Genomic DNA, 26229 nt, shown 5'->3' with positions numbered 1-26229 from the left:
GTTCCATGACACTCCATGAATTTTACCAGACCTGTATGGAATTGAAGAAAACCACGGAAAATCTTTGAGCCATTGAACACATGTTATCTTGATGCCATGGATTGCTCGCCTCGATTATTTGCGAAGAGCCGAGCTTGAGTTTGCAGGATGTGCTACTTAGATGTATTTAGATATTGAGCTGGCAGCCAATATAAACCAAGGTTAGCCAAACTCGGATTCGACCTCGATTTTTCGATCACGAGACGGACCCGGCTTGTATTGACAGGGTCAAATCGAAGCAATCGTTTATAGCCCACGGTCGTTCCTTCAACCAATTTGTTCCAGGATTCACCATCCCAATAATCTATCCTGAATTTCTCGATTCTCTGTCCGATCCGTATGTCTTCCTGAAGCATCGCAACATCGAGAGTCTCTTCTTTAGGAAGAATAAATTCGATCACCGAGGTGTCCAATCCTTCTTCACCCGACCAGCATTTCCCTTTTCCAAAGAGTGACGAAAAACTCTGCTCGTCTGGATGGTTATCGATTTTTGCTTTTGCATTGCGAGCAAAGTTATGACTAAAAGTCTCTTTGATAACTTTATGAAGACCCATCAGAGCTCTTTTATCATAATCGGTTATCAGCCCCCTTCCGTCAGGCGGGACATTTAAAAGGAGAACCGAGTTCTTTCCGACCGAGTTGAAATAAATGTCGACAAGCTCTGAGACTGATTTCACCATGGTATCCTGAGAGGCTTTGTAGAACCATCCCGGACGGATCGAGACATCGGTCTCGGCAGGATACCAAAACAACCCTTTTGCATCGTACAACTTGTCCCTATCACCGAGATCTTCACCCATGTAGTTTTGCGGCAGGAACACATCGTCGAGTGGATGAGAATCGTTCTCAATCTTCTCTTCGGTAAGCTTGCTCAAGTCGATCGGCAGAACGTCCCATTCAGAGTCCCTTCCATATCCGGTTTCTGTTCCGACCCAGCGTACATCAGGGCCGGAGATTGATATCACAATGTTCGGCTGAAGTCTTCTTATCAGCCTGTAATATACATGCCAATCGTATTCTTCATTCTTAGCTTCCGGACCTTTGTAACCATCAAACCAGATTTCATCTATCTTCCCGTAGTTTGTCAACAGCTCTTTCAATTGATTCATGTAGTATTGATTGTACTCCGGTGTGCCGTAACTTGGATTATTCCTGTCCCACGGAGAGAGGTACAATCCTACCTTCAGTCCGTATTTCCTGCAGGCATTGACGAATTCTCTGACAACATCACCCTTGCCGTCTTTCCACGGGCTGAACTTGACACTGTGTTTTGTGAATTTACTCGGCCAAAGGCAAAAGCCGTCGTGGTGCTTTGCGGTTAGAATTGCCATTTTCATTCCCGCTTCTTTGAATATCCGTGCCCATTGATCACAATTCAAATCAGTCGGGTTGAAAAGATCCCGACTTTCCTGGCCGCTCCCTAGTTCTTGTGATGTGAATGTATTCATCCCAAAATGAACGAAGGCGATGTATTCCATCTTCTGCCAGGCATATTGCTGCGGTGATGGAACAACGTTTGCTGCTTTATAGATTATGTCGGCTTTCGTATCCCGCGATGTTATGACGGCATAATTTTCCTTTGCATGTACAATTGCAGACTCAGGAAATGAGACCGCAAGATATGGAGTGAGGAGCAAGAGAAGTAACCTCATCACCGAGAGGTTGCGGCAATTCGATTTGTTGTTTGCACTCATTATCATTGGTGTGAGGGAAGAAGGTCCCAGATTCCCGGGTCTTCATTTCCCAGCACCCAGGAACAAAAACCCTCAAGGTCCCTGTCCTTGACAAGTTGTAGGCGATCTTGAAACGTTCTCTTGTCAGTAAAGAACACCCACTCGCGCATGTTGTCGCGGTAGAAATAGAACCACGAAGCGTGATCAGTAGAGTCCCACTGCATAACGCCGTCATATGATTTCGCCAGATGCATAGCTTCCGGCTCACCGACGGAGCGCGCCGAAATATTTGGTGCCGATTTTCCTTCGGCGGGAATCCCTGCAAACCAATGATAGCCGTACAATGGAATTCCCAGCATGAGTTTACTCTTTGGTACAAACTTCAAGGCGTACTCGATGTTCTGCTCTGTCCAGTTATAGCCTGCGACCGGTCCGGGCGGAGTGTAACTCGTGTGCTGGTCGTACGTCATCAGGCAAACCATGTCGCAAACTCTTGCCAGTCTTTCAAGGTTATAAGTCCCTTGCCATTCGCGGTAAATCCAATAGTCGAATCCCGTCTGTCCGGGATAACCGGGCGCGTTTGGAACCGTTGCAATAGAGAACTCATATCCATCATGGTGCAAGGCTGCCGCAGTCTCGTCAACCAGGTTCGACAATGCTCCGCTGTCGGCCCAGTCAATATGCTCAAAGTCAAATTGGATGCCTGTGTATTCGTTTAGTTTGCATTCTCGAAGGAGTGCTTGGACAAAGGGTTTGTGAGCTGCAGGGTTTGCCACAAATTGATGAAAGGTTTCAGGGCTGAATCCATACCCTGAAACAATCGGCATAACCTCGACATGATGCTCCTTTGCTGTCTTCATGACGAGAGGATCAGGGCCTCCCCAGACCATGCCTTCCTTGTCGACCGTATACCATGTCGGGACAAGAATGTCTATTTTGTCGGCGTGCTCCATGAATGAGTTTACGGATTCAAACCCTTTCGTCATGTAGAAAAGAGACTTCGGCTGTGGCTTTGCAGCTGCAATCGCAGCTGACATGAACACAATCACACACATCAGTTTCGTCATGGTAAATTATCTCCTTAGATCCGTTTCGGAAGAAGCGTGTTTATCATTCAACTTCGATCACTTTTTTCAGTTTGATATCGTTCGATGATGAGCCGATCTGCAGCTCGTACTTGCCGGGCTCGACCACGTAGCCGTTTTTCTTCTCATCAAAATATCTTAACGACTCGATAGGAAGAAAAATCTCAACGTCCTCTGAGGCGGAATTCTTTACATGAACGCGCTTGAATCCCTTCAGAGATTTTATCGGCTGAGGTTCTTTAGAACTCAGATTTCTCACGTAAAGTTGTACCACCTCATCTCCATCAAGTTTACCTATGTTTTGGACTGTAACGGAAACCTTAAGTGTGTCAGTGCTTCTCAAAGTTTCTTTGCTTACTCGCAGTTTAGAATACTCGAACTTTGTATAACTCAAGCCGAACCCGAACGGATACAGCGGCACACCTCTGAAGTATCGATAAGTTCTTCCTCGTCCCAAAGAGTCCGCCGACATATCGTAGTCTTCAAAAGGCGGAAGATCTGTTACAGATTTATAAAAAGTTACTGGCAGCCTTCCTCCGGGATTATAATCTCCAAACACGACGTCGGCGACCGCGTCGCCGCCGGCCTCACCCGGGTACCATGCATCGATGATGGCAGGGAGATTTTTCTCTTCCCAATTGACGGACAGTGCGCTCCCTCCGACGAGAACGAGAACGATCTTCTTGCCGGTCGCGTTAAGTGCCTTCAAAAGATTCTCCTGACCGTCCGGCAGGCTCAATCTCGTGCGGTCCCCGCCCTCGAAACCCGGAAAGTTCACTTTCATCTCTTCGCCCTCAAGCTGCGGCGAAATACCCGCGACAACAATGACTGCGTCGGATCTTTTGGCAAGGTTTACCGCGTCTGCAGTTAATCTCTCTGCGGCGATCGAGCCTTTGCCATCAAGCTTTTCGTAAACCCTACGCCACATGAATTTGATTCCCGCATATTCGACGCTGTCGGCATAATCGATTTCGATTTTGTATTCGACCCCTTTCACCAGCGAGACGACTCGTGATTTATAGACATTGACTTGAAATGGTTCCCAGTTGTCGACAAGAAGGGAATCACCAAGATATATTTTTCCTCTATCGTCCGTGATTATGCCGATTTCATATTTCCCGGTAGAAGGAGGAGTGATCGTCCCCGTCCATCTCATGGACCAAAAGTCCTTCGGAATTCCATCGCCCGGCGAGCCCAGGCCCCAGTACTGAGCCATGTCCGAGTCTATTTTGGTGAGAACAGGTCTTCCATTCAGATCCCAATTGTCAAAATATTCCGCGTATAGACCACGACCGGCAAGGCCGCCCGCCGGTTTCAGATATTGTTTTTCGACCACTTCGATCTTGTTAGTGTCTTCGAGCAGGTTATATCCAGCGGCGAATTTGACCGGGACGTTCTTCCCGAGTTTGTTTTTAATGCCGTCAAGGATGGTTACCGGGTTGGACGGTGTACCATTGTAGTTACCCAGAAGGATATCGATATCGTCCGCGTATGTTCCGATCACGGCAACAGACTTTAAATTTTTTTTCAGAGGAAGACATTTATTCTTGAGAAGGACGATACTTTCGTCTGCGACTTTCCTTGCGAGCTGCCGATGAATTTCTGTGTCGTTGTCCGAAATTGGAATTTTTGAATATGGGACTGCGTCAGGCGGATCGAACATCCCGAGTTGGAATCGCGCCAGCATAAGTCTCGTGACGGACTTATCGATCTCACCTTCTGTAATCAATCCTCTGGCAAGTGCTTCCTTTAGGGAAGAGTATTCTTCACCACAAGTCAAGTCACATCCTGCTTTGACTGCAAACGCCGAAGCTTCTGCGGCATCGTGAGCGTATTTGTGTCCATGATAAATATCCCAGATGGCACCGCAGTCTGACACGACATATCCTTTAAATCCCCATTCATTTCTGAGATTGTCGATCAAGAGCAGACTGTCAGCACAGCATGGAACACCATAGAGGCTGTTGTATGCCCCCATCACCGAGTACGCGCCTCCTTTCTGGATACATGCTTCAAACGCGGGAAGATACGTCTCATAAAGATCGCGTCGAATGGGCATTGCGTCAAACCTGTGTCGTTCCGGTTCGGGACCGCTATGAACTGCAAAGTGTTTCGCCGTGGAAATTACCTTGAAATATTTCGGATCGTCTCCCTGCAGGCCTTTGACGAAAGAGATTCCGATTTGAGAAGTCAAAAAAGGATCTTCACCGTAAGTTTCCTGTCCTCTGCCCCAGCGAGGATCCCGGAAGATATTTATGTTTGGTGACCAGAATGTGAGACCATGATATATTTCGTGGATGCCCTTGCTTATTGCGTCATTGTATTTCGCCCGTGCTTCTGTGGATATGATGTCCGCTTCTTGATGTATTAAATCCGGGTCCCACGTTGCCGCCATTCCGATGGCTTGAGGAAATACCGTAGCAATTCCGGCCCTTGCGACTCCGTGTAGACATTCGTTCCACCAATTGTACTTTTGAACCCCAAGGCGGGGAATTGCCGGCGCGTCATTTTGCATTTGCGATATTTTTTCATCGAGGGTCATTCTCGAAACCAAGTCTGCGGCACGTGTTTCGAAGGCGAGACTCGTATCCAGATACACTGGGAGAACAGTCGAATCTTCTGGGGATTGTGGTCCAGCCTGTGACGGGGTATTTCCTGTTAAAGAACCGGCGATACACAAAAGAAGCGCAACTTTTTTCATATATGGTCTGCCTTTGTTTTGAAAAGAGCGTTGGATAAGACCGTTTGGCATGATCTAGTCAGTTCTTCATTTGATCATTGCGACATAATTTCAAACAAAGATCTCATCTCTTGTCTTAGGTTTTAACGGAGATGATAAAGAGCACTCAAAAAAAGAGACTGATGAAAAAATGAGAGAGCTTCGTTACCTCATGATGTCTTTATCAATTCAAGTTAAGGAGTGAAGATAGGTACACGATGGAAAAGAACGCGGGCGGACTATGGAAGCCGACACGCGGGTTTTCAGCCACTGGCACACTTACATGGGCAAGCATTAGCGGACTGGTGGCAGCCATTTCCTGAGCTCGTCGCGCCTTTCAAATCTATTAAGAACAATCTCATCCTTGATTTATATAAATGTAATCCCGACGTGAGACAGGGTCAAGTCGAATACATGAGCAATAAATTCCAGACAGTTTTTCCAAGAGAGGCTTGCCAGTGTCTGAGCTGATCGTTAACTTTGCATTGTGATCGGCGAACGGATGAAAGAGGAAATCTCTTCCATTCTCCCCATCTTTACGACAAAATAATTTGTGCCGCCGTAGTTCAACCGGCTCAACGAACGAACACTATTCAGGAGGTAGAATCCAATGCAGAAAATTTCATGGGGGATTTTAAGCACATCAAAATTCGCCGCAAGGGCCACGATCCCTGCCATGCAGAAGAGTAAATACTCTCAGGTGACCGCAATCGCTTCGCGTGATATCAACCGGGCCAAGAGTGCCGGTGCTCAACTTGGTATCTCGAAAGTTTTGGGTTCGTATGAGGCTCTCCTTTCTGATCCGTCGATCGACGCGATATACATACCGCTGCCGAATCATATGCACGTGGAGTGGACGCTGAAGGCTCTGAAGACGGGCAAACATGTTCTCTGTGAGAAACCTATCGGATTGAACTACGTCGACGCGCGACGGTTACAGGGAGCCGCAAAAGATTATCCGAATCTCAAGGTAATGGAAGCTTTCATGTATCGTCACCATCCGCAATGGAAGAAGGTCAAGGAGCTTGTGGATGAAAAGGCTATTGGGGAAACGAAGGCCGTTCATTCACTCTATTCGTATTACAACGACGATGAGTCGAACATTCGAAATATAATGGAGGTCGGAGGGGGCGTCATGCTGGACATCGGTTGTTATTGCACATCCCTTTCAAGATATGTTTTTGATCGCGAACCCCGGCGAGTCTTGGGCCGCGTTGAGCACGATCCAAAAACAAAGATCGACCGTCTCGCGTCCGGACTGCTCGATTTCGAGACAGGAATATCCACATTCACATGCGGGACTCAGTTACAGCCTTATCAAAGGGTGAACATTGCGGGAACCAAAGGCAGGATAGAGATAGAAATACCGTTCAACGCTCCGAACGACCGTCCGTGCAGGATATGGCTGCAGAGAGGGACGGCCGTCGAAGAGATACTTTTCGACGTTTGCGATCAGTACACAATTCAAGCAGACCTCTTCGCGCAGGCAATAATAACGAATGGTGATGTCCCGACGCCGCTGGATGATGGCATAGCTAACATGAGGGTCATCGACGCGATCGGTGAAAGCTCGCAAAAGGGGAGTTGGGTCAGTCTCTAATATCCGGAGAAACGCTCTCTGACCTTGATTTGGATCGAATGTGTTGCTGCTATTTTGATGAATGGATAGTGCCGCTTAAATAATTGGAAAAAGTCTCTGTCGAAGTACTCATCTCTGGAACTTATTCCACGCCGTTGCACGTTCGGTATATTTGTTGAGTTCGTGAGTTTGGGTTGAGCGCCCGCACGCTGCTAAGTTGAGACTGACACCCCATTGGTAGCGGGTGATGATCTGTTGGAATGGTGAAGGAGCTTCTTTAGTCGAACAAATTGGAGTGAGAGCTGGAGGGAAGAGTCAAGAAATGAGAATCCGTTTTTTATTTTATGAACAGGAGAGGATCGTATCGTCAACTTGCATGAAATTAGGTGAATTACTTGATTTGATCGCGAGAGGCTATCCCGGTTCGCGGATATTGGGAATTGAAGTGATTGAAACAACTTCGAATGCAAATCGGCCACGACGTCACGATCCGCCGAAAGCACCCGAATCAAGTTACCCCGTTTTTTGCGACCGAATTTCAATTGCATGAGGCAGTGCAGGTTTCGGCATCTGTTCACAATTTGACAAGCCGGTCATGTTTCATCGAGATTGATTTCGATTTGTATCTTAGTTTTCTTGTGTGGCCCGGAATATCACAGAGAGAGTGCCCGGATGTGGGAGTTCGGTTTACAATTGCAGGCTGCGCATTCGTCGCTTTGATTTCGTCAACTCTAAAGCTGATCGTACCATAAACCAACGGGATGTTATCTCAGTTGCATGAAGTTCTTGCAGTGATTTTCTCGTTTGAGTCCGTGGTTGTATTCTTACTAATCCAGCTCTGGATCACTTCTTAGGGGCGGTCGGTATCAAATCCCCTATGAAATTCACATTTCAATAATTGCTTTTATCAATCGGATAAACAGGCTTCACAAATTCTCCACACTTAAGCTGAAAATACCTTTTCAAAGGCCAATCAAAAAGACTCTCTCCTAAGGGCACGATATTTGACCTGAAATGATTGTCGTTTATTACGGTATCAAGGGCACAAAGCCGTGGAAACACAATTAAGCAGATAATAAATTAATGGAAAGAGCAATTATGACAGACGAGATCAAAAAGAGGCTGTTGAAGAAATTTTTCCATACGGTCGGAATAATCGCGGTGTTCTTCATGCCAATGATGCTGATCGGTTTTCATAACGAAATTGCTCTGGGGAACATTCCGGATTCCGTCCAGATCGATTTGAAAGTGGAGCGGCTTCTTTCTCAGATGACGCTTGCCGAGAAGATCGGGCAAATGACTCAAATTGACAGACGATATTTTCCGGACGACAGCGACGTGAAGGTCTTTAATCTCGGCTCCGTCCTCAGCGGAGGAGGATCAGCACCGGCAAATAATATTGCGTCAGGCTGGGCGGACATGTGCGACAGGTTCCAGTCGTTCGCATTACAGACGAGGCTCAAAATACCTCTTCTATATGGAGTAGACGCCGTTCACGGGAATAACAACGTCAAAGGTGCAGTGATTTTTCCGCACAATATCGGACTTGGATGTACGCGAGACACGGTTCTGGTTAAAGAGACGGCGAGAGCTACCGCGGAAGAGATGACGGGAACAGGAGTCAACTGGACTTTCGCGCCTTCCATAGCAGTCGCGAGAGACATCAGGTGGGGAAGAACGTATGAAAGTTTCGGCGAGACGCCGGAACTCGGGGTGATGATGGGAAAAGCGGAGATCGAAGGGTTCCAGGGAAGTGACCTTTCGTCCCAGCCGTCTGTCCTTGCATGCGCAAAACATTTCGTTGCCGACGGAGGCACCGATGGAGGAACAAATGAGGGAAACGCAGAATGCAACGAAGCGACACTGAGGAAAATTTTCTTGCCGGGCTATATCGAGGCGATCAAAGACGGTGTTGGCTCGATAATGGTTTCGCTCAGCAGCTGGAACGGCATGAAGATGAGCGCAAACAAATACCTCCTCACCGATCTCTTGAAAGGCGAGCTCGGATTCAAAGGCTTTCTTATTTCAGATTGGGCGGCAATAAGTCGGCTTCCGGGCGATTTCAGTGCTCAGGTCGAAGCTTCCATCAATGCGGGACTCGATATGATAATGGTTCCTGATAATTACAGGGGATTTATTTCGACGGTGACTTCCTTGGTCAGTGAAAAGAAAATACCGATGAGCAGAATTGACGACGCGGTAAGAAGAATTTTACGCGCCAAGTTCATGATGGGACTCTTCGAGCATCCGTATGCAGACAGGCGATTCACGTCAACAGTCGGATCGGCGGCGCATCGTGAGATAGCCAGGCGGTGCGTCAGGGAATCGCTCGTGCTTCTGAAGAACGAGCAAGAAATCCTTCCGCTCAGCAAGAAGTTGAAACGTATCCTCGTTGCCGGGAAGAATGCCGACGATATCGGGAACCAGTGCGGCGGCTGGACAATATCATGGCAGGGCTCGAGCGGGGACGTGACTCCGGGAACGACCATCCTTCAAGGAATTAAGGAAGCGGTTTCTCCAAACACTCAAGTAGTCTATTCACGGGACGGCGTCGGTGCCGCAGGAGCAGACGTAGGAATAGTTGTCGTCGGTGAGACACCATATGCCGAGACTCTCGGTGACCGGAGCGATCTATCTCTCTCCAGGGAAGATATGGACGCCATAGAAAACGTTAAGAAGGCCGGAATCCCCACTATTGTGATTCTGATTTCCGGCAGGCCGATGATAATCGATTCGGTGTTAGCGGACTGTAATGCATTCGTTGCAGCGTGGCTTCCTGGTACGGAAGGCGAAGGAGTAGCCGACGTTGTTTTTGGCGATTATAAACCAACTGGCAAGCTTTCCCAGACCTGGCCCGCAAACATGAACAAGATCCAGATGAAGTATGGCGACTCTAATTACGATCCTCTTTTCCCGTACGGATTCGGTCTGACGTATTGAGGAAGGAAACCGGATGCGGATAATCGCGGCTGCCAATTTTGTTCTGACATCTTTTCTTTTGACCATTGTTTCAAGCTGCAACAGCAAACACAATCCTGTCAGTCCACCGGGCGATACCACCGGAGTTCCTCAGCTTCCCGGGTGGACGCTGGTCTGGCACGATGAATTCGATTCGAGCGGAATCGATCTGAGAAAGTGGAACTTCGAGGTCAATGGAAACGGCGGAGGGAACAACGAGCTCGAGTACTACACGGCAAATCCGCAAAACGCTTATATCGACAGCGGGCGTCTGATAATTCAGGCGCTCAAGCAGAGCTATCTGGGCAAGGATTACACATCGGCGAGGATTACGACGGAAAGTAAAGGAGACTGGACATACGGTAGAATCGAAGTGAGTGCAATGCTTCCATACGGTCAGGGACTGTGGCCGGCGATCTGGATGATGCCAACCGATTCATACTACGGTGGCTGGCCTTTGAGCGGGGAGATCGACATCATGGAGATGCTCGGCCAACAGGCGAATAAAATCTACGGCACAATACATTACGGTCAATCAAATCAACAAAGGCAGGGGACATACACCCTGCCGAGCGGACGATTCTTCTCAAATGAGTTTCATCTCTTTGCTATTGAGTGGGACTCCGTTTCGATAAGCTGGTACATCGATTCGACTATGTATTATAAGACTTATGTTGGTCAACCATTCGACAGAAGGTTCTTCCTGATATTGAACGTCGCCGTTGGAGGAGACTGGCCGGGTTCACCGGATTATACGACTTACTTTCCGCAGCAGATGGTCGTCGATTACGTGAGGGTCTATAAGAAGTCGAATTGAAAAGGATGGAACACAAAGAAAGAATATCCCCGGGATCCATTTACAGCAAGTTGATAATATTGTTTCGCTCTTGTTAGCACATCTGCTCCGAACGTGTTATGGAGTTTTAGACACGTGGATAAGTTACTCGCAGGAATGTTATATTGAAGCCCCTGAGTCTTACGTGTCCAGGCAGAGTCGTAAATATTTTTCCACTTGACGGAAACCCTCAGGGTCTAGCTTGAAGGATCGAGTCGCGAAATGCTAAAAGACTTCAAACTCAATCGGCGGGAAGCTGCGTTCAGGTTTACTTCCAACCAGCGCCTGTATATCATCATAACCTTAATTCTTCTCGCGGCGTTTGTCCTCGTGTTCTATGCGTTTCCGCCGTACGGATCCGGAGGAGCATCGGATAAGGTTGTCAAGATAACCTTCGCGGACAATATCTCGGAAGCTCAACAAAAAGTCATCGATCTCTTTAACAGCGAGCACCGGGGTCAGATTGAAGTAGTTCCCATCAACCTTCCCTTTTCAAAATTCAGTACAAATGAAAGGAAAGAACTGCTCGTAAGATATTTTCGCAGCAAGAGCGATCGCATTGATGTTTTTTCCGTGGATCAGATATGGGTTCCGCGGTTTGCGAAATGGTGCGAACCCTTGGACAGGTACATCACCGGGGAACAGACCGGGATGATGACTAAGTATGCCGCGCACACCTGTTACAATGATAATGCTTTAGTGGCAGTTCCGTTTTATCTCGACATAACGGTGATGTATTACAGGAAAGATCTGATCGGCGCGCTGCCGAATTCGGAATACTGGTCTGACCAGTTGGCACACTCTATATCGTGGCAGGATCTTTTCAGGCTCAGAAAAGAAATGCGGGGCAGCAGACCGTTTTTCGTTTTCCAGGCCGCTCCTTACGAGGGACTCTCGTGCATCTACATAGAACTTCTGGCTAACATGAATGAGCAGATAAGCATGCACGATTCGTTGCGCCTCGAGACTCCCGAGGCGGAGAAGGCGTTGCAGTTCCTGGTAGATATGGTGCGCAGGCATAACATATCTCCTCAGAAAGTGGTCGATTTCGATGAAGACGAAAGCTACCAGTTCTTCTTCCAGAATGATGGGGTGTTCCTTCGCGCCTGGCCCGGTTTTTCAAGGAACGAGACATTGAGAAAAAATTTCCCGGTCGCATTTTCAGACTGTGCAGTCGCACCCCTGCCGCACCTAAGCGGCTCCTCGCCCGCATTTGTGTTCGGCGGGTGGAACTTGATGATTTCAAAATTCTCGACGAAAATGGCGGAGGCCATTGAATTCGTTCACTTCCTCCTTGGTAAAGAATCGCAGGAGCTGATGTATGAATACGGAGGATGCCTTCCGACCAACGACTCCGTATACTCCGACACCTCTTTTGTCGCGAAGCATCCCGAGTTGAAATTCTACCAGAATCTTTTCAGGTACGGAGTTTACCGGCCGTTTTCAAAAAAATATACAAAGGTATCGGATATACTTTCATATTATCTGAACCTCGCTATAAGAGGGAGGTTGTCTCCCAAAGAAGCGCTCAAATACGCGACCTCAAAAATCAACAGCGTAGTTGTCCCAAACGATTAATATGAATCGGGTGTCCTATGAGTAAGATCAGAATGATTGACAAGCTCAAAGAGTATCACTTCCAATTGAAACACCTCACCGTGATATTCATGACGGTGTTTGCCTTCCAGTTAATAGTTTCCTTGATCAACAAATCTTCAATGCGGGCGATTCTCGGAAATGCACAGGAGTGGTACGAGAAGGACTCTGTCGAAAAAACGGCAAACCTGACTACAACCTCCTTCGAGCTTCTTCTTGAGAGCGTAAATCCTGATGTGCAAAAGATCAGTCCGGAGCAGAGGGCAAAAATAATTAAGGCTTTCGATATCCTCTTTACACAACAGCTATTCCAGCGCAACACCGAGAAGATGTGCATCCTCGTAAAACGAAATGATAGGATCTACGCCGTCGATGACGGGAATACCCTATTCGGACTTATGTTTCTCAATTCCCCTCAGGCGAGAACGGTCAATGCGTCATACGGAGAAGGGATTCAACTCTTTGACAAGGTGAGCGACGGCATGATCTCCGATGAACAAATAAAGAGCGTGGTGACAAACACCCGAACGTTCAATACGTTCGTTCCTATGATCCTTCGCGGCGAGTACGTCGGAGCGGTCTACATCGAGGACACTCCGAATCTATCTTTCATGACGAGTGAAATCATTTCCAATGCAGACCAAACTTCGCTCATCTACCTCTCTTTGATTTCTCTTGCGCTTCTCTCCATGTATTTCATATCGTCTTATACCGTCAAGGAAAGAGACGAGGCACAAAAGCTTCTCCTGGCGGAGCATGAGAGCAACATAAAGAAACAGGTGATCAACGAGAAAGAGCTTGCCTTTACGAGACGCATCTATCGTACGCACCACAAGGCGGAGAAGATTGTTAGTTTCATCAGGGGAGACCTTGCCATGCTGTCTCCGTCCAATATCGATCAGATAAAATACAGGGTCAGCAAGTACGCCAACTTTGTGTCCAGAATCATATATGACATGAAATGGTACGATCCCCCAATACAGACGATCCGGAGCCCGATATTCTGCACAAACATTAACGAGGTAATCGGGTTTATCGTGAATCATATTTTCCTCAGAAGCTCCAGGAAAAGCGGGACGTTTGAAATAGAGTTTGTCGAAGGGAAAGATTTGCCGCCTGTTCCCATCAACGAGTTTGTAATCTGGGAGATAATAGAACCTCTTGTGCAGAACAGCATCGAGCATGGAAATCGTCCCGACATAAGAGTGAATATCAAAACCAGCTTTCATCCGGAGACAGGCATGCCTACAATTTCGATCCGCGATAATGGGGTAGGTATCCTGCCGGATTTGCTTGAGCCGGACGAAAATGGCGTGAAGAAATTGTTCCATGAGAATGTTTCAACAAAAGAAGCATCTTTCCAGAGTGTAGGATATGGCTGTTACATCGCTTTTGAGATGGCGAAGCGATGCGGCTGGGACATCAATGCCGTAAACTTCCCCGAAGGCGGATGTGAATTTACTATTACAATTAAAAATTAAAATTTGGTGATCGATGGCTGATAGTGACTTGATCAGTGTTTTACTTGTCGAGGACGAGGAATATGATGTCTTAAGAGTAAAGAACACAATAAAACCATTCTCCGACAGAATCAGAATAACCGACATAGTCTCCGACGGCAACGATGCGCTTGATCTCATCAAGTGCAAAAGCGAGATTTACGACGTCGTGATAATGGATCTGAATCTTTCGGGCGGACTGATGGGAGAAAAACTGATTCAGGAGATAAAGGAAGCTGCACCTTCATTGCCGATCATAGTGATAACAAAAATGACGATTAATATTACGGACTATAATTTTGCAAACAAGCTTATGAGGGCCGGCGCATTTTGGTACGGGACGAAATATCCGGGGGACATAGAGTTCATATATCAGCCGACGGATTTTATACTCAGCATAATAAACGCCAGTGAAAAGTCGAGGATAGAAAAAGCCTGGCTTAAATCGAATCAGAAACTTGTTCAAAATGTTCAGGATATTCTGGAAGACAAGAAAATCATCGGGGTTTCCGAACAGACCGTGGAGTTGAAAGAAGACATAGCTAAGTACGCAAAAAGCGATGTGAACATACTGATAAGCGGTTCTTCCGGAACGGGCAAGGAGCTGGTTGCGTACAACATACATTACAACAGCGCCAGAAGATTTGAGAATTTCATTCCAATAAATTGCGGCGGACTGCCTTCGGAATTGGTTGAAAGCGAACTTTTCGGCTACGAGCGTGGAGCTTTTACCGGAGCCGATAAGAAAAAACCCGGTCTATTCGAAGTCGCAAACAATGGAACAATCTTCCTGGACGAGATCACCGAACTCCCACTCTCCGCGCAGGTGAAACTCCTGAGAGTCATACAGGACGGCGAGCTTGAAAAGATCGGGAGGACCGGGAAAATAAAAGTCGACGTGAGAATTATCGCAGCGACCAATAGAAATATTGAGGAGGAAGTGAGGGCGAAGAGATTCAGAGAAGATTTGTACTACAGGCTGAACGTTGTCTTCATTCATGTCCCCGACCTCATAAACCGCAAGGACGATATTCCTGTCTTGATCGATCATTTCTTGATGCATTACAGCGCAAGTATGGTGCGGGAGAAACCGATCTTAGAGGAGGAGGCTCTCCGTGTGCTGACAAACTATTCCTGGCCCGGCAACGTCAGGGAACTAAAGAATGTCGTGCAGCGACTCATGTTCACAAATCAGCTGACGATAACCGCCGCTCAGGCACGGCGGGCATTAGGCACTCCGACTGCCTCGGGAGACAGCTTTGAGTCGATATTCAGGAACAACCCCCTCCCGCTTGCGCAGATGGAAAGGATGCTCCGCGAAAAATATTTCGAATACGTCCGCAATAGTTCTTCATCCGACACCGAAGCCGCGATGAAACTCGGGTTGGCTCCGTCTAATTACTACAGAATGGCCAAACAATTAGGGCTGAAATGAACGACGTCGCGATATGCGATACCTGCGTTATGGCGTGCTTCTACTTCAACGGTACGGAGATATAGGGTGATAGGATCACCGGCCAGTTTATTTGCTCTTCTTCTGTTCGTTAGTTCCACGGCTGCAGCACAAGGAAAAGACAAACCGATTGCTTCGGTCGGCGACGAGAAGATAAGTCAGAGCGAGTTCAAGCTGAGATATGAGCTTGTTCCGCAGTTATCGTCTGACCAGCGGGACGTGGATTCATCAAAGAAAGATCTGCTTTATTCGATTATTGCTGAAAAACTTTTGGCGCAGGAAGCAAGGATACTTGGATTTGCGGAGGCGGATTATTTCAAAGAGTCGATAAACCAAATCAGGGATCTGAACATAAGAGATGCTCTTTACAAGAAAGTTGTCGCAGCTAAGGTGCAAATTACGCAGGCTGATATTCAAAAAGCCTTGAATCGGCATTCGCAGACGTTGGACGTCAACATAATTTCTGCCGGAGATTCCACGACAATTTTCCGTTATTACGAGAAGCTTCAGAGCGGAGTTCCATTTGACTCAATCGAGAAATATTCGGATGTGGCCGAATATGATTCTAATAAGGGACCGATAAAAATAACTTACGGCCAGATGAGCGACGACTTCGTTGAAGATACCCTGTACAATCTCAGGCCGGGTAGCTCTTCGTATCCGGTCAGGACCGAAGGCGGCTGGTTCATCTTCAAGCTTGTCGGAGTGCAGTACAGAGTGCCGCCAAACGCAAAAGATCCGGACTACAACAAGTCCATCCTCGAAGTGATACGAATGAGAAAATCCAGGATACTGGGACTGAGGTATTTGGACAACTTTTATAAAAACAAAAAGGCTGTTATCGACAGCACGCTTTTCTGGGATTTGGCCAAAAAGATTTCTTCGATTCTAACCGAAAAGAAACGCAAGAAGGACTACGGCGAAGAAGGCTACCTTTACCTCAGTGAGGGAAACATTATGGAGATAGAGAACGAGACGGGTAATTCATTGCTCGAAGAGGACCTTGTCCACATTGAGGGCAAACCTATTAAGGTGAGAGAATATTTGTATAGCCTCATTGTCTATCCATACTTGAGCAAGAATCCTTCGCTGATGTCTACCGCTTACAGCCTTGCGGAGAACCTCAACAGGTATATCCAATACCAATTCCTGACGGCCGAAGGTATGAGCGAAGGTCTTCAAGAGTTGCAGGATGTCAAGGAGGACGTCAACATTTGGTCTGACGACTATCTTGCGAAGATGCTGAAGAATACGTTTAGAGATTCGATTCACGTTTCGGACCAGGATGTGAAGGATTATTATTACGAAGAGAAGGGACGTGAAAAAGTCGATATATTGGAAATTCTTAACAGCAATGCGGACACCATAACTTCTCTACTGAAGAAGATAAATGAGGGTGAAAATTTCCGTGAGCTTGCGAGGAATTACACTCAGAGGTCATGGACGAGGGCCGACAGCGGAGAGTTCGGTTATTTCTCCGTCGATTCGTTCGGAGTAATTGGGAAGACGGCAGAGCGATTGAAGATCGGCGAAGTCTACGGACCTATCAGTACGGACAGCGGCTATTCGATAATCAAACTGGTCGGGAGAAGGCTGGAAAGCAAGGAGCGTGAACAGGTCAACATCGTCGAGATATTGACGCACAGTCTCGACACGGTTGAAACCATATTCAGACAACTCAACGAGGGGAAAGATTTTCGGGGATTGGCCGGGAGATATACAGAGAGGACGTGGACGAAGAAAGATAGCGGAGAATTTGGGTACTTCTCGGTTTACTCTTTCGGTGACATCGGCAGAATTGCCTCGAACTTGAAGATGGATCAAATATACGGGCCTATTGTCACCGACAGCGGTTACTCTATCATAATGCTGGTTGGAAAAAAGTACGACACAACGAAGACAGACCAAGATTTCGAATCACATAAGAATGAGCTGAAAGATGATCTGATTGAAAAGAAATTCAACGAGAAGTTCTTTGAATATATAGCGGGACTCGCAGAAAAGTACAAAGTATCGATAGACGACGATGTGCTCAAGAATATCAAAGTGATTAATATACCGATGTTCACTTATCGGTACATAGGTTTCGGAGGGAGAATAACTGCGCTGCCTTATCTGGGCACTTGGAACGATTGGGTGAAATATCTGAACAAGAAGTCCGGTATTATCCCATGATGGGTGAGTGCGTTTCCAGCGCGCAAATTCTTTTTCAAATGATATCTGCGGAGGCAAAATGAAAATGATAAGAAATATAGCTGTATTGTTTTCTTTCTTTTTGGCGGAGGCATTGGGTCAGAATTATAAATTGGTTTGGTCGGATGAATTCAACGGGACTACGCTCGATCAAACTAAATGGTCGTTCGAGACTGGAAACAACGGAGGCTGGGGGAACAGCGAATCGGAGTATTACACGGATGGAACGCAGAACTGCAGCGTTCAGAACGGCCTCTTGTACATAACGGCACAGAAGCAAAGCTATGGTGGATACGATTATACGTCTGTGAGAATAAAGACCCAGAACAAGTTCTCATTCGAGTTTGGAAAGGTCGAAGCCAGGATGAAGCTTCCATACGGTAAAGGAATCTGGCCCGCATTCTGGCTGCTCGGCGACAATATCTCTTCAGTAGGATGGCCGTCTTGCGGCGAAAACGATATCATGGAAATGATAGGCGGGAGTGGGGGAACGGGAGCGACCGGCTCAGCACTCAGTGATTCGACAGTTTACGGCACATTGCATTGGTACCAGAACGGGAATGCGTCCGCTGGAGGAAAATATTCTCTCGGCTCCGGGAAATTCTCAGACGACTTTCATTTGTTCGGAGTGATATGGACTTCAAACAATATTCAATTCTATGTAGATAGTACTATATACTTCCAAGTCAACACTTCGCCTTCCGCCATGAGCGCGTTCCGTAGTAGATTTTTCATTATCCTTAACATTGCCGTAGGCGGAGTCTGGCCGGGATATCCAGACAGTACGACAGTTTTTCCTCAAACCATGCAGATAGATTATGTCAGGATTTACCAGGACACTTCGGATTCGGCGACGGGTTTAGTCATTCCTCCCGGTCCGCCAAAAGGCTATTCATTGAGTCAGAACTTTCCGAATCCGTTCAATCCCTCGACGCATATCAGCTATCAATTATTTGCCGATAGCTTCGTGACTTTGAAAATCTATGACCTGCTGGGCCGCGAGGTTGAAACTCTGATTGAGGGTCGTCAGCATTCCGGTGATCATACCGTGACTTTCGATGCCGGAAATCTTCCGGGCGGGGTTTATCTTTGCTGGTTCGAGGCGGCAGGCTACACGCAAGTGAAGAAGATGATCTTGATGAAATGAAGTTATTCTCAATTTGTGAACATGTAATTGAGGGAGGCTTTATGTTACTGCGATTGGTGATTATTAATTTCGTATTTACCTCGCTTCTCTTTTGCCAGGTACCTGATAATATCCAACGGTTCAGAGATGATGATAAAGGTAACTATGCTAATAGGAAACAGGGAACATTTGTCGGGAATAGAATACAATCGATCTATTCTAACGATGGTGAAATAGGCAAGTGGGAGTTTGCGCCTTCCTGCGAATGGCCAGCTCTCAGCGGTCATAATTATCTTGACGGATATACATTCATGGTGAGTTCTGAGGTCACAGCGCCTGGCGACACTCAAGTAATCCACCCTCTTGAAACAGCTTATCGTGAATACTATAGTCTGGATCCTGCTACGGGGGTGCCATGGGGTTTTGAACCGATTGGAGGTTACTCGAATCCTCAGTCAACCAGTCCGGCTATCAGCAGTGATAGGAATTCATGGCCTGCTCAATGGCCCGCCGCTCTTAATCTCACTCCCGATTATGATGGACACTGGTACGGATATTTCGGAAAGGACTCGATTAAGGCAGCCGAAGAAACCTTTTACGTGCTGGATGATTCACCGGACAAAAAATTCACTCTTGCTCCATTTTCTTATTTCCCGATTTCATCGGATAGTGCGCGAGGCGGTCTCGGATTACGAGAGGAGGTAAGAGGATTTCAGTGGAATGATTCATTAAGAAAGGACATTGTCTTTCTTAAATATGACATATGGAATATCTCAGATTATGATTATGACAAGGCGGCGTTCGGGATATTCTGTGACCCCGGGGTAGGCGGAGCAAATTCTACCGAACCTCCGAACAGTGTTGCTGTAGATTCAATTCGGGGATTGATTTATGCCTGGGCCCCGTCAGGGTTGGGCACCCCGGGCAATTGGAAAACGGGGTACTTGGGGGTAGGCATCCTTTCCGTTCCGCTAACTGTTGACTCTAATTTTAAATTGTCTCTTGCCACGGGCACGTTGGCCGACAAAAGCTCACACGGTCTCTGGCCTAAGAATAATGATGTGATGTGGAAAGCAATGACCGGTGGAATTATGGACACTTCAATTGTGAGTACCAATATAAGTTTTGTGATCGGAACAGGTCCGTTTGTATTTGAGAAATGGACAAATGAAGAATTTGTTTCGGCAATTATCATGGGAAATGATCTTGAAGAAATCTTAGATAAGAAAGCGATCGCTCAGGCAATTTACGACAATGACTTTGTAATACCGGACAGTTTATTTACGCCCATGGTTCAAGTGAAGAGCAATTTACCCACCGGCTTTGAACTCTATCAAAATTTTCCGAATCCATTCAATCTTTCTACAACCATATATTATCGATTGTCAAAGAACAGCTTTGTCACGGTAAGAGTCTTTGATGTTCTTGGAAGACAAATAAAAACTTTGGTAAACGAACGGCAGATTGCGGGAATACATACTATTGCTTTCGATGGTTCGGGACTGGCAAGTGGTGTCTACTCTTATAGACTGACTACCCCCGAGGCAAACATAGTTAAAAGGATGGTGTTGGCAAAATGACGGGTCCCGCGCCTGAATACTAATCTATTCGTTAGTGGAGAACTTATTTTTGTGAGAATGAAGAAGAGTCTTTCGAAGATATGGCTACCGGCCCTGTTATTAACGGCGGTTGCTTTTGCGCAGACAAATCTCATCCCCTACCGGGAAGGAAATGTTTGGGGGTTCTGCGATAAGAAGAAGAGAGTGGTCATTCAACCACAGTTTCAGTACGTGGATAGGTTTTTAAATGGATATGCGAGAGTGAAACTGGACGACAAGTTCGGCATCGTTAACGCAAAGGGGACTCTGGTTGTCAGGCCCAGATTCCCAAATGTTTACGATATTTTCGACGGCATTGCTGCGGTGGAGAAAAATAGTCTCTGGGGATTCGTAAACGTGTCGGACACCGAAGTTGTCAAACCGGTTTATGATGAAGTTTATTCGTTTAGCGAAGATTTAGCCGCAGTAAGAAAAGGAGATGATTGGGGTTTCGTCGACCTCAACGGGAAGATCGTTATTCCTTTAGGATACCAGAAGGTTTTCAGCTTTAAATATGGATTGGCCGGAGTATTCAGAGGGAACAAAGCGGGCTTTATTGATAGGACCGGAAGAGAATCAATCAAAATTGTCTATGATGAAATTCCGTTGAGGTATGGTGATATGTTCTCCGACAGTTTGTCGGCGGTGAGTCTCAATGGGTTCTGGGGATTTGTTGACCTCACGGGGAATCTCGTGATACCCCGTGTTTTCAACTTCGTATACGCTTTTAGCGAGGGATATGCCGGATTTAAAGAGGGACACAAATGCGGCTTCATCGACAAGACCGGGCGCGTTGTGGTAAGTCCGCAGTACGAGCACGTCTATGCATTCCACGATGGTCTTGCCTGCGTGATGAATGGGGGTTTGGCAGGATATATAAATTCCTCCGGCAAAAAAATCGTAGAGACGAAATATACCAACGCTAATTCGTTCAGTGAAAAAAGAGCGCGCGCCGGTTCAGGTGGAAAGTTTGGCTTCATCGATACGACGGGGAGACTCGTCGTTCCATTGGTTTATGACGGCGCGGATGATTTCCACGAAGGGCTCGCAGCGGTCATGAAAGGCGATAGGTGGGGGTACATCGATAAGAATGGTAAAGTTGTGATACCTTTCAAATACGACAGTGCCACCATGTTCGAAAATGGAATTGCCCTCGTCAGATGTCGGGGGCAATTCGGTTATGTCGGAAAAGGCGGCGAGGAGTATTGGCGCGACGCGGGCGGTGAGAAATGAAATGATAACGCAGCCCATGTCGGGTGCCTTTCGATGCGATTGTTTTCAATCTGGAGTGAAAGCAGCGGCCGTATTTTGGATGCTTAATAATTCATGGAGCGATGATGAAATATCTTTTTAAATTCTTTTTGATTTTGTTTGCGTTGTTTTTCTTCGGTTCGTTCGGCGAGAATTTTGCTCAAAGCTTCTTGACCGTGAATGGACAGAAAATTGTGGATCAAACCGGACAGGAGATTCATTTTAGAGGGATGGGACTCGGAGGCTGGCTGGAGCCCGAAGGCTATATGTTCATGATGTCGAGCTTTGCAAATTCCCCGTCAGAGATTCATGATGCAATCCAGAACCTTATCGGCATCGATAGCACAAATAAATTTTACGATGCTTTTCACAACGACTATGTAACTGAAGCAGATATCGAGGCGCTCCATGAATGGGGCTTCAACCTTGTGAGGCTACCGTTCCACTACAATATTCTCACTCCAGTCGATTCTCCTGGAATTTACATTCCGAGCGGCTTTGCAATCTTCGACAGCCTGATCTCATGGTGTAAGAAACATGATATCTACGTAATTCTCGATATGCATTGCGCCCCGGGTGGTGAAAGCGATCAGACAATATCGGACTACAATTCGTCCGTCCCGTCTCTTTGGCAGGACACGAGCAAGCAAACGAGAACCGTGGAGATTTGGCGGACAATTGCAGACAGATACAAGAACGAACCTGCCGTTGCCGGATATGATTTGCTCAACGAGCCGAGGTGGGATTTCCCCAACGGGAACAATCAGCCGCTCCATGATCTTTATGTGAGGATTACAAATGCAATTCGTTCCGTCGATACGACTCACATCCTCTTCGTGGAAGGAAATCAATATGCCACGGACTTCAGTGGACTGACCCCTCCGTGGGACTTTAAGATGGCCTATAGCTTTCATAAGTATTGGAACTCCAATGATGCAAGCTCGATTCAAGGATACCTGGGTCTGAGGACAACGTATAATGTGCCGCTGTGGCTCGGCGAATCGGGTGAGAATTCGAATCCATGGTACACCGACTGTATCTCGCTGATGAATAAGAACGACATCGGATGGTCATGGTGGACTTTAAGGAAATTCAACACTATCACAAGCCCGTTGGATGTTCACATCACAAGCAACTATCAGCAGCTCTTGAATTACTGGGAAGGCACAGGGTCGAAACCTTCTGTATCGTTTGCGACAACTGCTTTACTTCAAATGGCGGAAAGGTTGAAGTTTCAGAACTGTGTTTTCTTCAAAGATGTAATTGACGCGATGATGCGGCAACCGAATGACTATTCCACTCTGCCGTTTACAGGTGACACAATTCCTGGAACAATCTATGCCGATAATTATGATTTGGGGAGAATTGGGTACGCGTACAACGACGTCGATTACCAGAATGCCGGAGGTTCGAGTACAACATGGAATCAAGGCAACTGCTATCGTAACGACGGCGTCGATGTGCAGCCTTGCAGCGACACCTTTTCGAATGGGTTCGATGTCGGTTGGATCGACACAGGTGAATGGATGCAGTATACAATTAATGTTATTAATGCCGGCACTTACGACATTGGGGTTCGTTACGCCTCGAACCAAACCGGCGGACAGTTCATGCTGAAGATGGATGGCAATGTCCTGACGCCGTCTGCAGTAGATGTTCCCGTCACAGGCGGATGGCAGAATTGGCAGACCCTCACGATTCCTGGCGTTGCGCTCACATCAGGAACTCACATATTCAGGATTCAGGCATTTTCACCCGGCTTCAACGTAAACAGCTTCACGTTTGCGAACATTACAGATGTGAAATCCGGAAACCAGGGAAGCCTCATATTCGACCTGGAACAGAATTTCCCAAATCCATTCAATCCATCTACGGTGATCGACTATCAAATTCCGACAAACGCTTTCGTGATGCTGAAAATCTACGACGTTCTGGGAAGAATAGTTGCTCCGCTGGTTAACGGAAGGGTGAATGCGGGTGAACATAAAGTTGTTTGGGATGGGAGCCGATTTCCAAGCGGGGTTTATTACTGCCGCATGGAAACGAACGGTTTTGTTCAAACGAAAAGCATGCTTTTATTGAAATGAAGGCGGAGTGCCGATCAGTCAGTGCACAATCAGCGGCTCACAGAATTCCCCACGCTCACGGCGGGAAGAACTATTTCAAATAGACTGATTTGATGTTTCTCATGTTCGACCGGTAAGTGAGTCGAACAATATAAACCCCAGAAGCTAAACCAAGCGCCTGACCATTAATGTCCACAAAATCGTCGCCGGATGATTTGTTCTCGTCCATCAGGGTTGCAACTCTTTTCCCTAACAGGTCAAACATCTCCACTTTCACATGACCATCTGCCATGATATGGAAATTTATTCTCGTCCTGGAATTAAATGGATTAGGATAATTTTGGGTAGTTGTGAATGAGCTCGCTGTTCCACCGCCGTTGTCTTTTGAAGTAAACTTAAAATAATCGAGATTAAAATTTCCTGTCAGAAAATATGCTTCGAGCGTATGGACGCCGACAAGGATTTTAACTCCGCTTAACAAGACCGACCTCCAGCTTTGCCAATTTCCTGTTGAGGGAATATTAATCACGCCTCCGAGCCCTTTGCCATCAAGGAGAAATTGGATTTGCCCTCCCGCGCTTGCGGCAGCAATTCGTGTTTCGATATCGTATGTACCACTATCGGTAGCATCGACTGTGTACGTCAAAAATTCTCCGGAAAGAATCCAACCCACATCGAATCCGTTGGTCTCGCTTGCAGTGTCGGTGGTCTGTTCAATGTCCACAGCATCGTTTCTATATGCACCTCCGTTGTTGGCAAGGTCCGAATCGAGGTACGCAATTCCTGCCGGTCCCATATCGTAATTATCGGCGTTTATGACTCCGGGAATCACGTTGTTCGCATACGGAAACGGGATGCTAGATGTCGCGTTGACTTCTCTGAAAAGTGCATCCATGACGTCGGGGTGGATTGCGCAATTCAAAAGCTTAAGATTATCAGTCAATTCGTTCAACGCGTTGACGGCAAACTGTTGCGGGGGATTTGTTCCCTGGTTCCAGTAGTTCAGGAGTGATTTGAAGTCGGCGGTTTCATTTATGGAAGCAGGACAAGATACGGATTGAATTTTCTTGAACGGCCACATGCACCAACCGATGTCTGCTGCTGCCAAAAGTCTTACGCAGCCCGTCAACCAGGGATTGGTGTTTTCCCCGGTCTCGCCGCACCACAGAGGAATGTTGTACGTATTCCTGAGAGTTAAATATCCTTGAATGGATGATAGGTCATTCGTGTTCCCATACTTGTGGAAACTATATGCCATGTTGTTGTCCCACGGTGGCGTGAGCCCGGTGAAATCCGTGGCATACCAGTTTCCCTCGATGAACACGATATGGTTTTTATCGACTTCCCGGATGGCAGTCGTGATGCTGGCGAGAAAATTTCTGAACAATTGCGTATCGCCGTTGAAATTCCATGCGGTTTCGTTGAGAATATCGTAGCCGCCTATCCATTGAGCGTTTGCATAGTGCTCAGCAATTCTTCTCCACAAATCCACGGTCCTATTCTGATATGAAGTATCCTGCCACAATGAAGGCGGTCCGGAATAATCGCTTATGTTGTCTGAATTCTGACCGCCGGGTGCGCAGTGAAGATCCAGTATCAAGTAAACATGGTCCATCGCGCACCAACTTAAGAGGCTGTCAACGATATTGAAACCGTCCCAGATGTAGACATAAGGTGAATCCTTCGGAGTAAAGAATTCATAGTGCATCGGGAGTCTTACGGAATTGAATCCCCATGATGCGATACTGTCGATATCGGTCTTGGTTATGTAGTTATGTCTGTAGAGATTCCAGAAAGCGTTGCCTGCCTGCTGTCCCACGGTGCCGTCGATGAGATCTTGTATCTGCGTCGGAGAGTTTGCGAAATCCGAAGTCTGCCACATATAACCCTCAGGCTCAAGCCAGTTACCCAGGTTTATTCCCCGCAGGTGAATCTCGTTTCCGGCGCCGTCAACTATTTCTGTCCCGGATGTTTTGAGGAACCCCTGGGCGTTTGAAATATTTGGGAATGAAATCACCAACAAGAGTGAGGTCATTAACTCAATCCTGAAAATCAGCTCTGTAAGGTCCGTGAGCATTTTCGACCAACAAAGCAAGAATTAGTCCGATTTGAATATTGCCGGATGCCCAATTTAGAGCGAAGTTGGAGCAGGGCCCTTTTTTTACCTCCTGATTTTTTACAAGATAATAAAAGTGTAATTATCATTCCGATAAGAAAGACGTTACTCAATGTTGTAAATTAGTAAGGAAATCCAATTTCCGCCATTTTTCCGTCATTTTGTCGGCATTGTTTGTGAACCTTTATTAATAACACGAATATTGAAAGAAAAGAGAATGACACAGAAGAATTTTTTCATCCGCGATGTTTTGATATTGCTGTCTGTCTTTATATGGACCACTAACATATTGGCCCAGACACTGAACGAAAGAGTCGATTCGTTACTGGCAAAGATGACACTCGACGAGAAAATACTTCAGCTTCATGCTCAGGGAGGCTTCAACACTGCCGACGATGTCGGGCTTGGCATTCCCGGTTTTCAAATGTACGATGGTCCGCATG

General features: G+C 46.8%; 17 protein-coding genes. 13 read left to right on the top strand and 4 right to left on the bottom strand.

Annotated features, from left to right (window positions below; all coding sequences use genetic code 11):
- Positions 1-152 precede the first annotated feature (152 nt).
- The 3 genes from VLX91_08680 to VLX91_08670 are packed head-to-tail and all read right to left on the bottom strand — an operon-like array spanning position 153 to position 5498.
- Positions 153-1691 carry an alpha-L-fucosidase gene (locus tag VLX91_08680; protein HUI30280.1) on the bottom strand — a complete coding sequence of 513 codons (1539 nt, stop codon included), beginning with the start codon at positions 1689-1691 and terminating at the stop codon, positions 153-155.
- Positions 1692-1735: 44 nt separating this feature from the next.
- Positions 1736-2779, bottom strand: coding sequence for a glycosyl hydrolase family 18 protein (locus tag VLX91_08675; protein HUI30279.1), 1044 nt, complete (start codon positions 2777-2779; stop codon positions 1736-1738).
- Between the two features lie 43 nt (positions 2780-2822).
- Positions 2823-5498, bottom strand: coding sequence for a glycoside hydrolase family 3 C-terminal domain-containing protein (locus tag VLX91_08670; GenBank protein ID HUI30278.1), 2676 nt, complete (start codon positions 5496-5498; stop codon positions 2823-2825).
- 628 nt (positions 5499-6126) lie between these two features.
- Between VLX91_08670 and VLX91_08665 the strand changes: the two genes are divergently transcribed.
- The 12 genes from VLX91_08665 (at position 6127) to VLX91_08610 (ending at position 23691) form a co-directional block, all read left to right on the top strand.
- Positions 6127-7116 carry a Gfo/Idh/MocA family oxidoreductase gene (locus VLX91_08665; GenBank protein HUI30277.1) on the top strand — a complete coding sequence of 330 codons (990 nt, stop codon included), beginning with the start codon at positions 6127-6129 and terminating at the stop codon, positions 7114-7116.
- Positions 7117-7544: 428 nt separating this feature from the next.
- A complete protein-coding gene (locus VLX91_08660) occupies positions 7545-7847 on the top strand; it encodes a hypothetical protein (GenBank protein HUI30276.1) in 303 nt (100 codons plus the stop codon).
- A 331-nt stretch (positions 7848-8178) separates the two neighbouring features.
- Positions 8179-10035 (top strand): glycoside hydrolase family 3 N-terminal domain-containing protein, encoded by a 1857-nt coding sequence (locus VLX91_08655; GenBank protein ID HUI30275.1) that lies wholly within the window; start codon positions 8179-8181, stop codon positions 10033-10035.
- Between the two features lie 13 nt (positions 10036-10048).
- Positions 10049-10870 (top strand): glycoside hydrolase family 16 protein, encoded by an 822-nt coding sequence (locus VLX91_08650; GenBank protein ID HUI30274.1) that lies wholly within the window; start codon positions 10049-10051, stop codon positions 10868-10870.
- A gap of 240 nt (positions 10871-11110) precedes the next feature.
- Positions 11111-12466 (top strand): extracellular solute-binding protein, encoded by a 1356-nt coding sequence (locus tag VLX91_08645; protein ID HUI30273.1) that lies wholly within the window; start codon positions 11111-11113, stop codon positions 12464-12466.
- A 17-nt stretch (positions 12467-12483) separates the two neighbouring features.
- Entirely contained in the window at positions 12484-13965 is a 1482-nt protein-coding gene (locus VLX91_08640; protein ID HUI30272.1) for an ATP-binding protein, read from the top strand.
- Between the two features lie 13 nt (positions 13966-13978).
- The gene (locus tag VLX91_08635; GenBank protein HUI30271.1) at positions 13979-15418 is read left to right on the top strand and encodes a sigma-54 dependent transcriptional regulator; all 1440 of its coding nucleotides are present in this window, start codon (positions 13979-13981) and stop codon (positions 15416-15418) included.
- A gap of 66 nt (positions 15419-15484) precedes the next feature.
- On the top strand, positions 15485-17611 hold the full coding sequence (locus tag VLX91_08630) for a peptidylprolyl isomerase (GenBank protein HUI30270.1): 2127 nt from the start codon (positions 15485-15487) through the stop codon (positions 17609-17611).
- 58 nt (positions 17612-17669) lie between these two features.
- On the top strand, positions 17670-18776 hold the full coding sequence (locus VLX91_08625; protein HUI30269.1) for a family 16 glycosylhydrolase: 1107 nt from the start codon (positions 17670-17672) through the stop codon (positions 18774-18776).
- A gap of 41 nt (positions 18777-18817) precedes the next feature.
- Positions 18818-20335 carry a T9SS type A sorting domain-containing protein gene (locus tag VLX91_08620; GenBank protein ID HUI30268.1) on the top strand — a complete coding sequence of 506 codons (1518 nt, stop codon included), beginning with the start codon at positions 18818-18820 and terminating at the stop codon, positions 20333-20335.
- 57 nt (positions 20336-20392) lie between these two features.
- Positions 20393-21586 carry a WG repeat-containing protein gene (locus VLX91_08615; protein HUI30267.1) on the top strand — a complete coding sequence of 398 codons (1194 nt, stop codon included), beginning with the start codon at positions 20393-20395 and terminating at the stop codon, positions 21584-21586.
- Positions 21587-21690: 104 nt separating this feature from the next.
- Positions 21691-23691 (top strand): cellulase family glycosylhydrolase, encoded by a 2001-nt coding sequence (locus VLX91_08610; GenBank protein ID HUI30266.1) that lies wholly within the window; start codon positions 21691-21693, stop codon positions 23689-23691.
- 70 nt (positions 23692-23761) lie between these two features.
- Here the strand turns inward: VLX91_08610 and VLX91_08605 are convergent, their stop codons facing one another.
- Entirely contained in the window at positions 23762-25705 is a 1944-nt protein-coding gene (locus tag VLX91_08605; GenBank protein ID HUI30265.1) for a cellulase family glycosylhydrolase, read from the bottom strand.
- Between the two features lie 298 nt (positions 25706-26003).
- Between VLX91_08605 and VLX91_08600 the strand changes: the two genes are divergently transcribed.
- Positions 26004-26229 (top strand): hypothetical protein (locus VLX91_08600; protein ID HUI30264.1); only part of this gene is annotated, 226 nt, incomplete at its 3' end.

This window comes from Candidatus Acidiferrales bacterium, assembly GCA_035515795.1.
In the GTDB taxonomy this organism is placed as follows: domain Bacteria; phylum Bacteroidota; class Ignavibacteria; order Kryptoniales; family JAKASW01; genus JAKASW01.
This window is presented reverse-complemented; position numbering and strand designations above follow the sequence as displayed.

What these genes read in the sequence shown, in the direction of transcription:
- VLX91_08680 (HUI30280.1), bottom strand. Translation starts at nt 1,691, where the DNA reads ATGAGGTTACTTCTCTTGCTCCTCACTCCATATCTTGCGGTCTCATTT.
- VLX91_08675 (HUI30279.1), bottom strand. Translation starts at nt 2,779, where the DNA reads ATGACGAAACTGATGTGTGTGATTGTGTTCATGTCAGCTGCGATTGCA.
- VLX91_08670 (HUI30278.1), bottom strand. Translation starts at nt 5,498, where the DNA reads ATGAAAAAAGTTGCGCTTCTTTTGTGTATCGCCGGTTCTTTAACAGGA.
- VLX91_08665 (HUI30277.1), top strand. Translation starts at nt 6,127, where the DNA reads ATGCAGAAAATTTCATGGGGGATTTTAAGCACATCAAAATTCGCCGCA.
- VLX91_08655 (HUI30275.1), top strand. Translation starts at nt 8,179, where the DNA reads ATGGAAAGAGCAATTATGACAGACGAGATCAAAAAGAGGCTGTTGAAG.
- VLX91_08650 (HUI30274.1), top strand. Translation starts at nt 10,049, where the DNA reads ATGCGGATAATCGCGGCTGCCAATTTTGTTCTGACATCTTTTCTTTTG.
- VLX91_08645 (HUI30273.1), top strand. Translation starts at nt 11,111, where the DNA reads ATGCTAAAAGACTTCAAACTCAATCGGCGGGAAGCTGCGTTCAGGTTT.
- VLX91_08640 (HUI30272.1), top strand. Translation starts at nt 12,484, where the DNA reads ATGAGTAAGATCAGAATGATTGACAAGCTCAAAGAGTATCACTTCCAA.
- VLX91_08635 (HUI30271.1), top strand. Translation starts at nt 13,979, where the DNA reads ATGGCTGATAGTGACTTGATCAGTGTTTTACTTGTCGAGGACGAGGAA.
- VLX91_08625 (HUI30269.1), top strand. Translation starts at nt 17,670, where the DNA reads ATGAAAATGATAAGAAATATAGCTGTATTGTTTTCTTTCTTTTTGGCG.
- VLX91_08620 (HUI30268.1), top strand. Translation starts at nt 18,818, where the DNA reads ATGTTACTGCGATTGGTGATTATTAATTTCGTATTTACCTCGCTTCTC.
- VLX91_08615 (HUI30267.1), top strand. Translation starts at nt 20,393, where the DNA reads ATGAAGAAGAGTCTTTCGAAGATATGGCTACCGGCCCTGTTATTAACG.
- VLX91_08610 (HUI30266.1), top strand. Translation starts at nt 21,691, where the DNA reads ATGAAATATCTTTTTAAATTCTTTTTGATTTTGTTTGCGTTGTTTTTC.
- VLX91_08605 (HUI30265.1), bottom strand. Translation starts at nt 25,705, where the DNA reads ATGACCTCACTCTTGTTGGTGATTTCATTCCCAAATATTTCAAACGCC.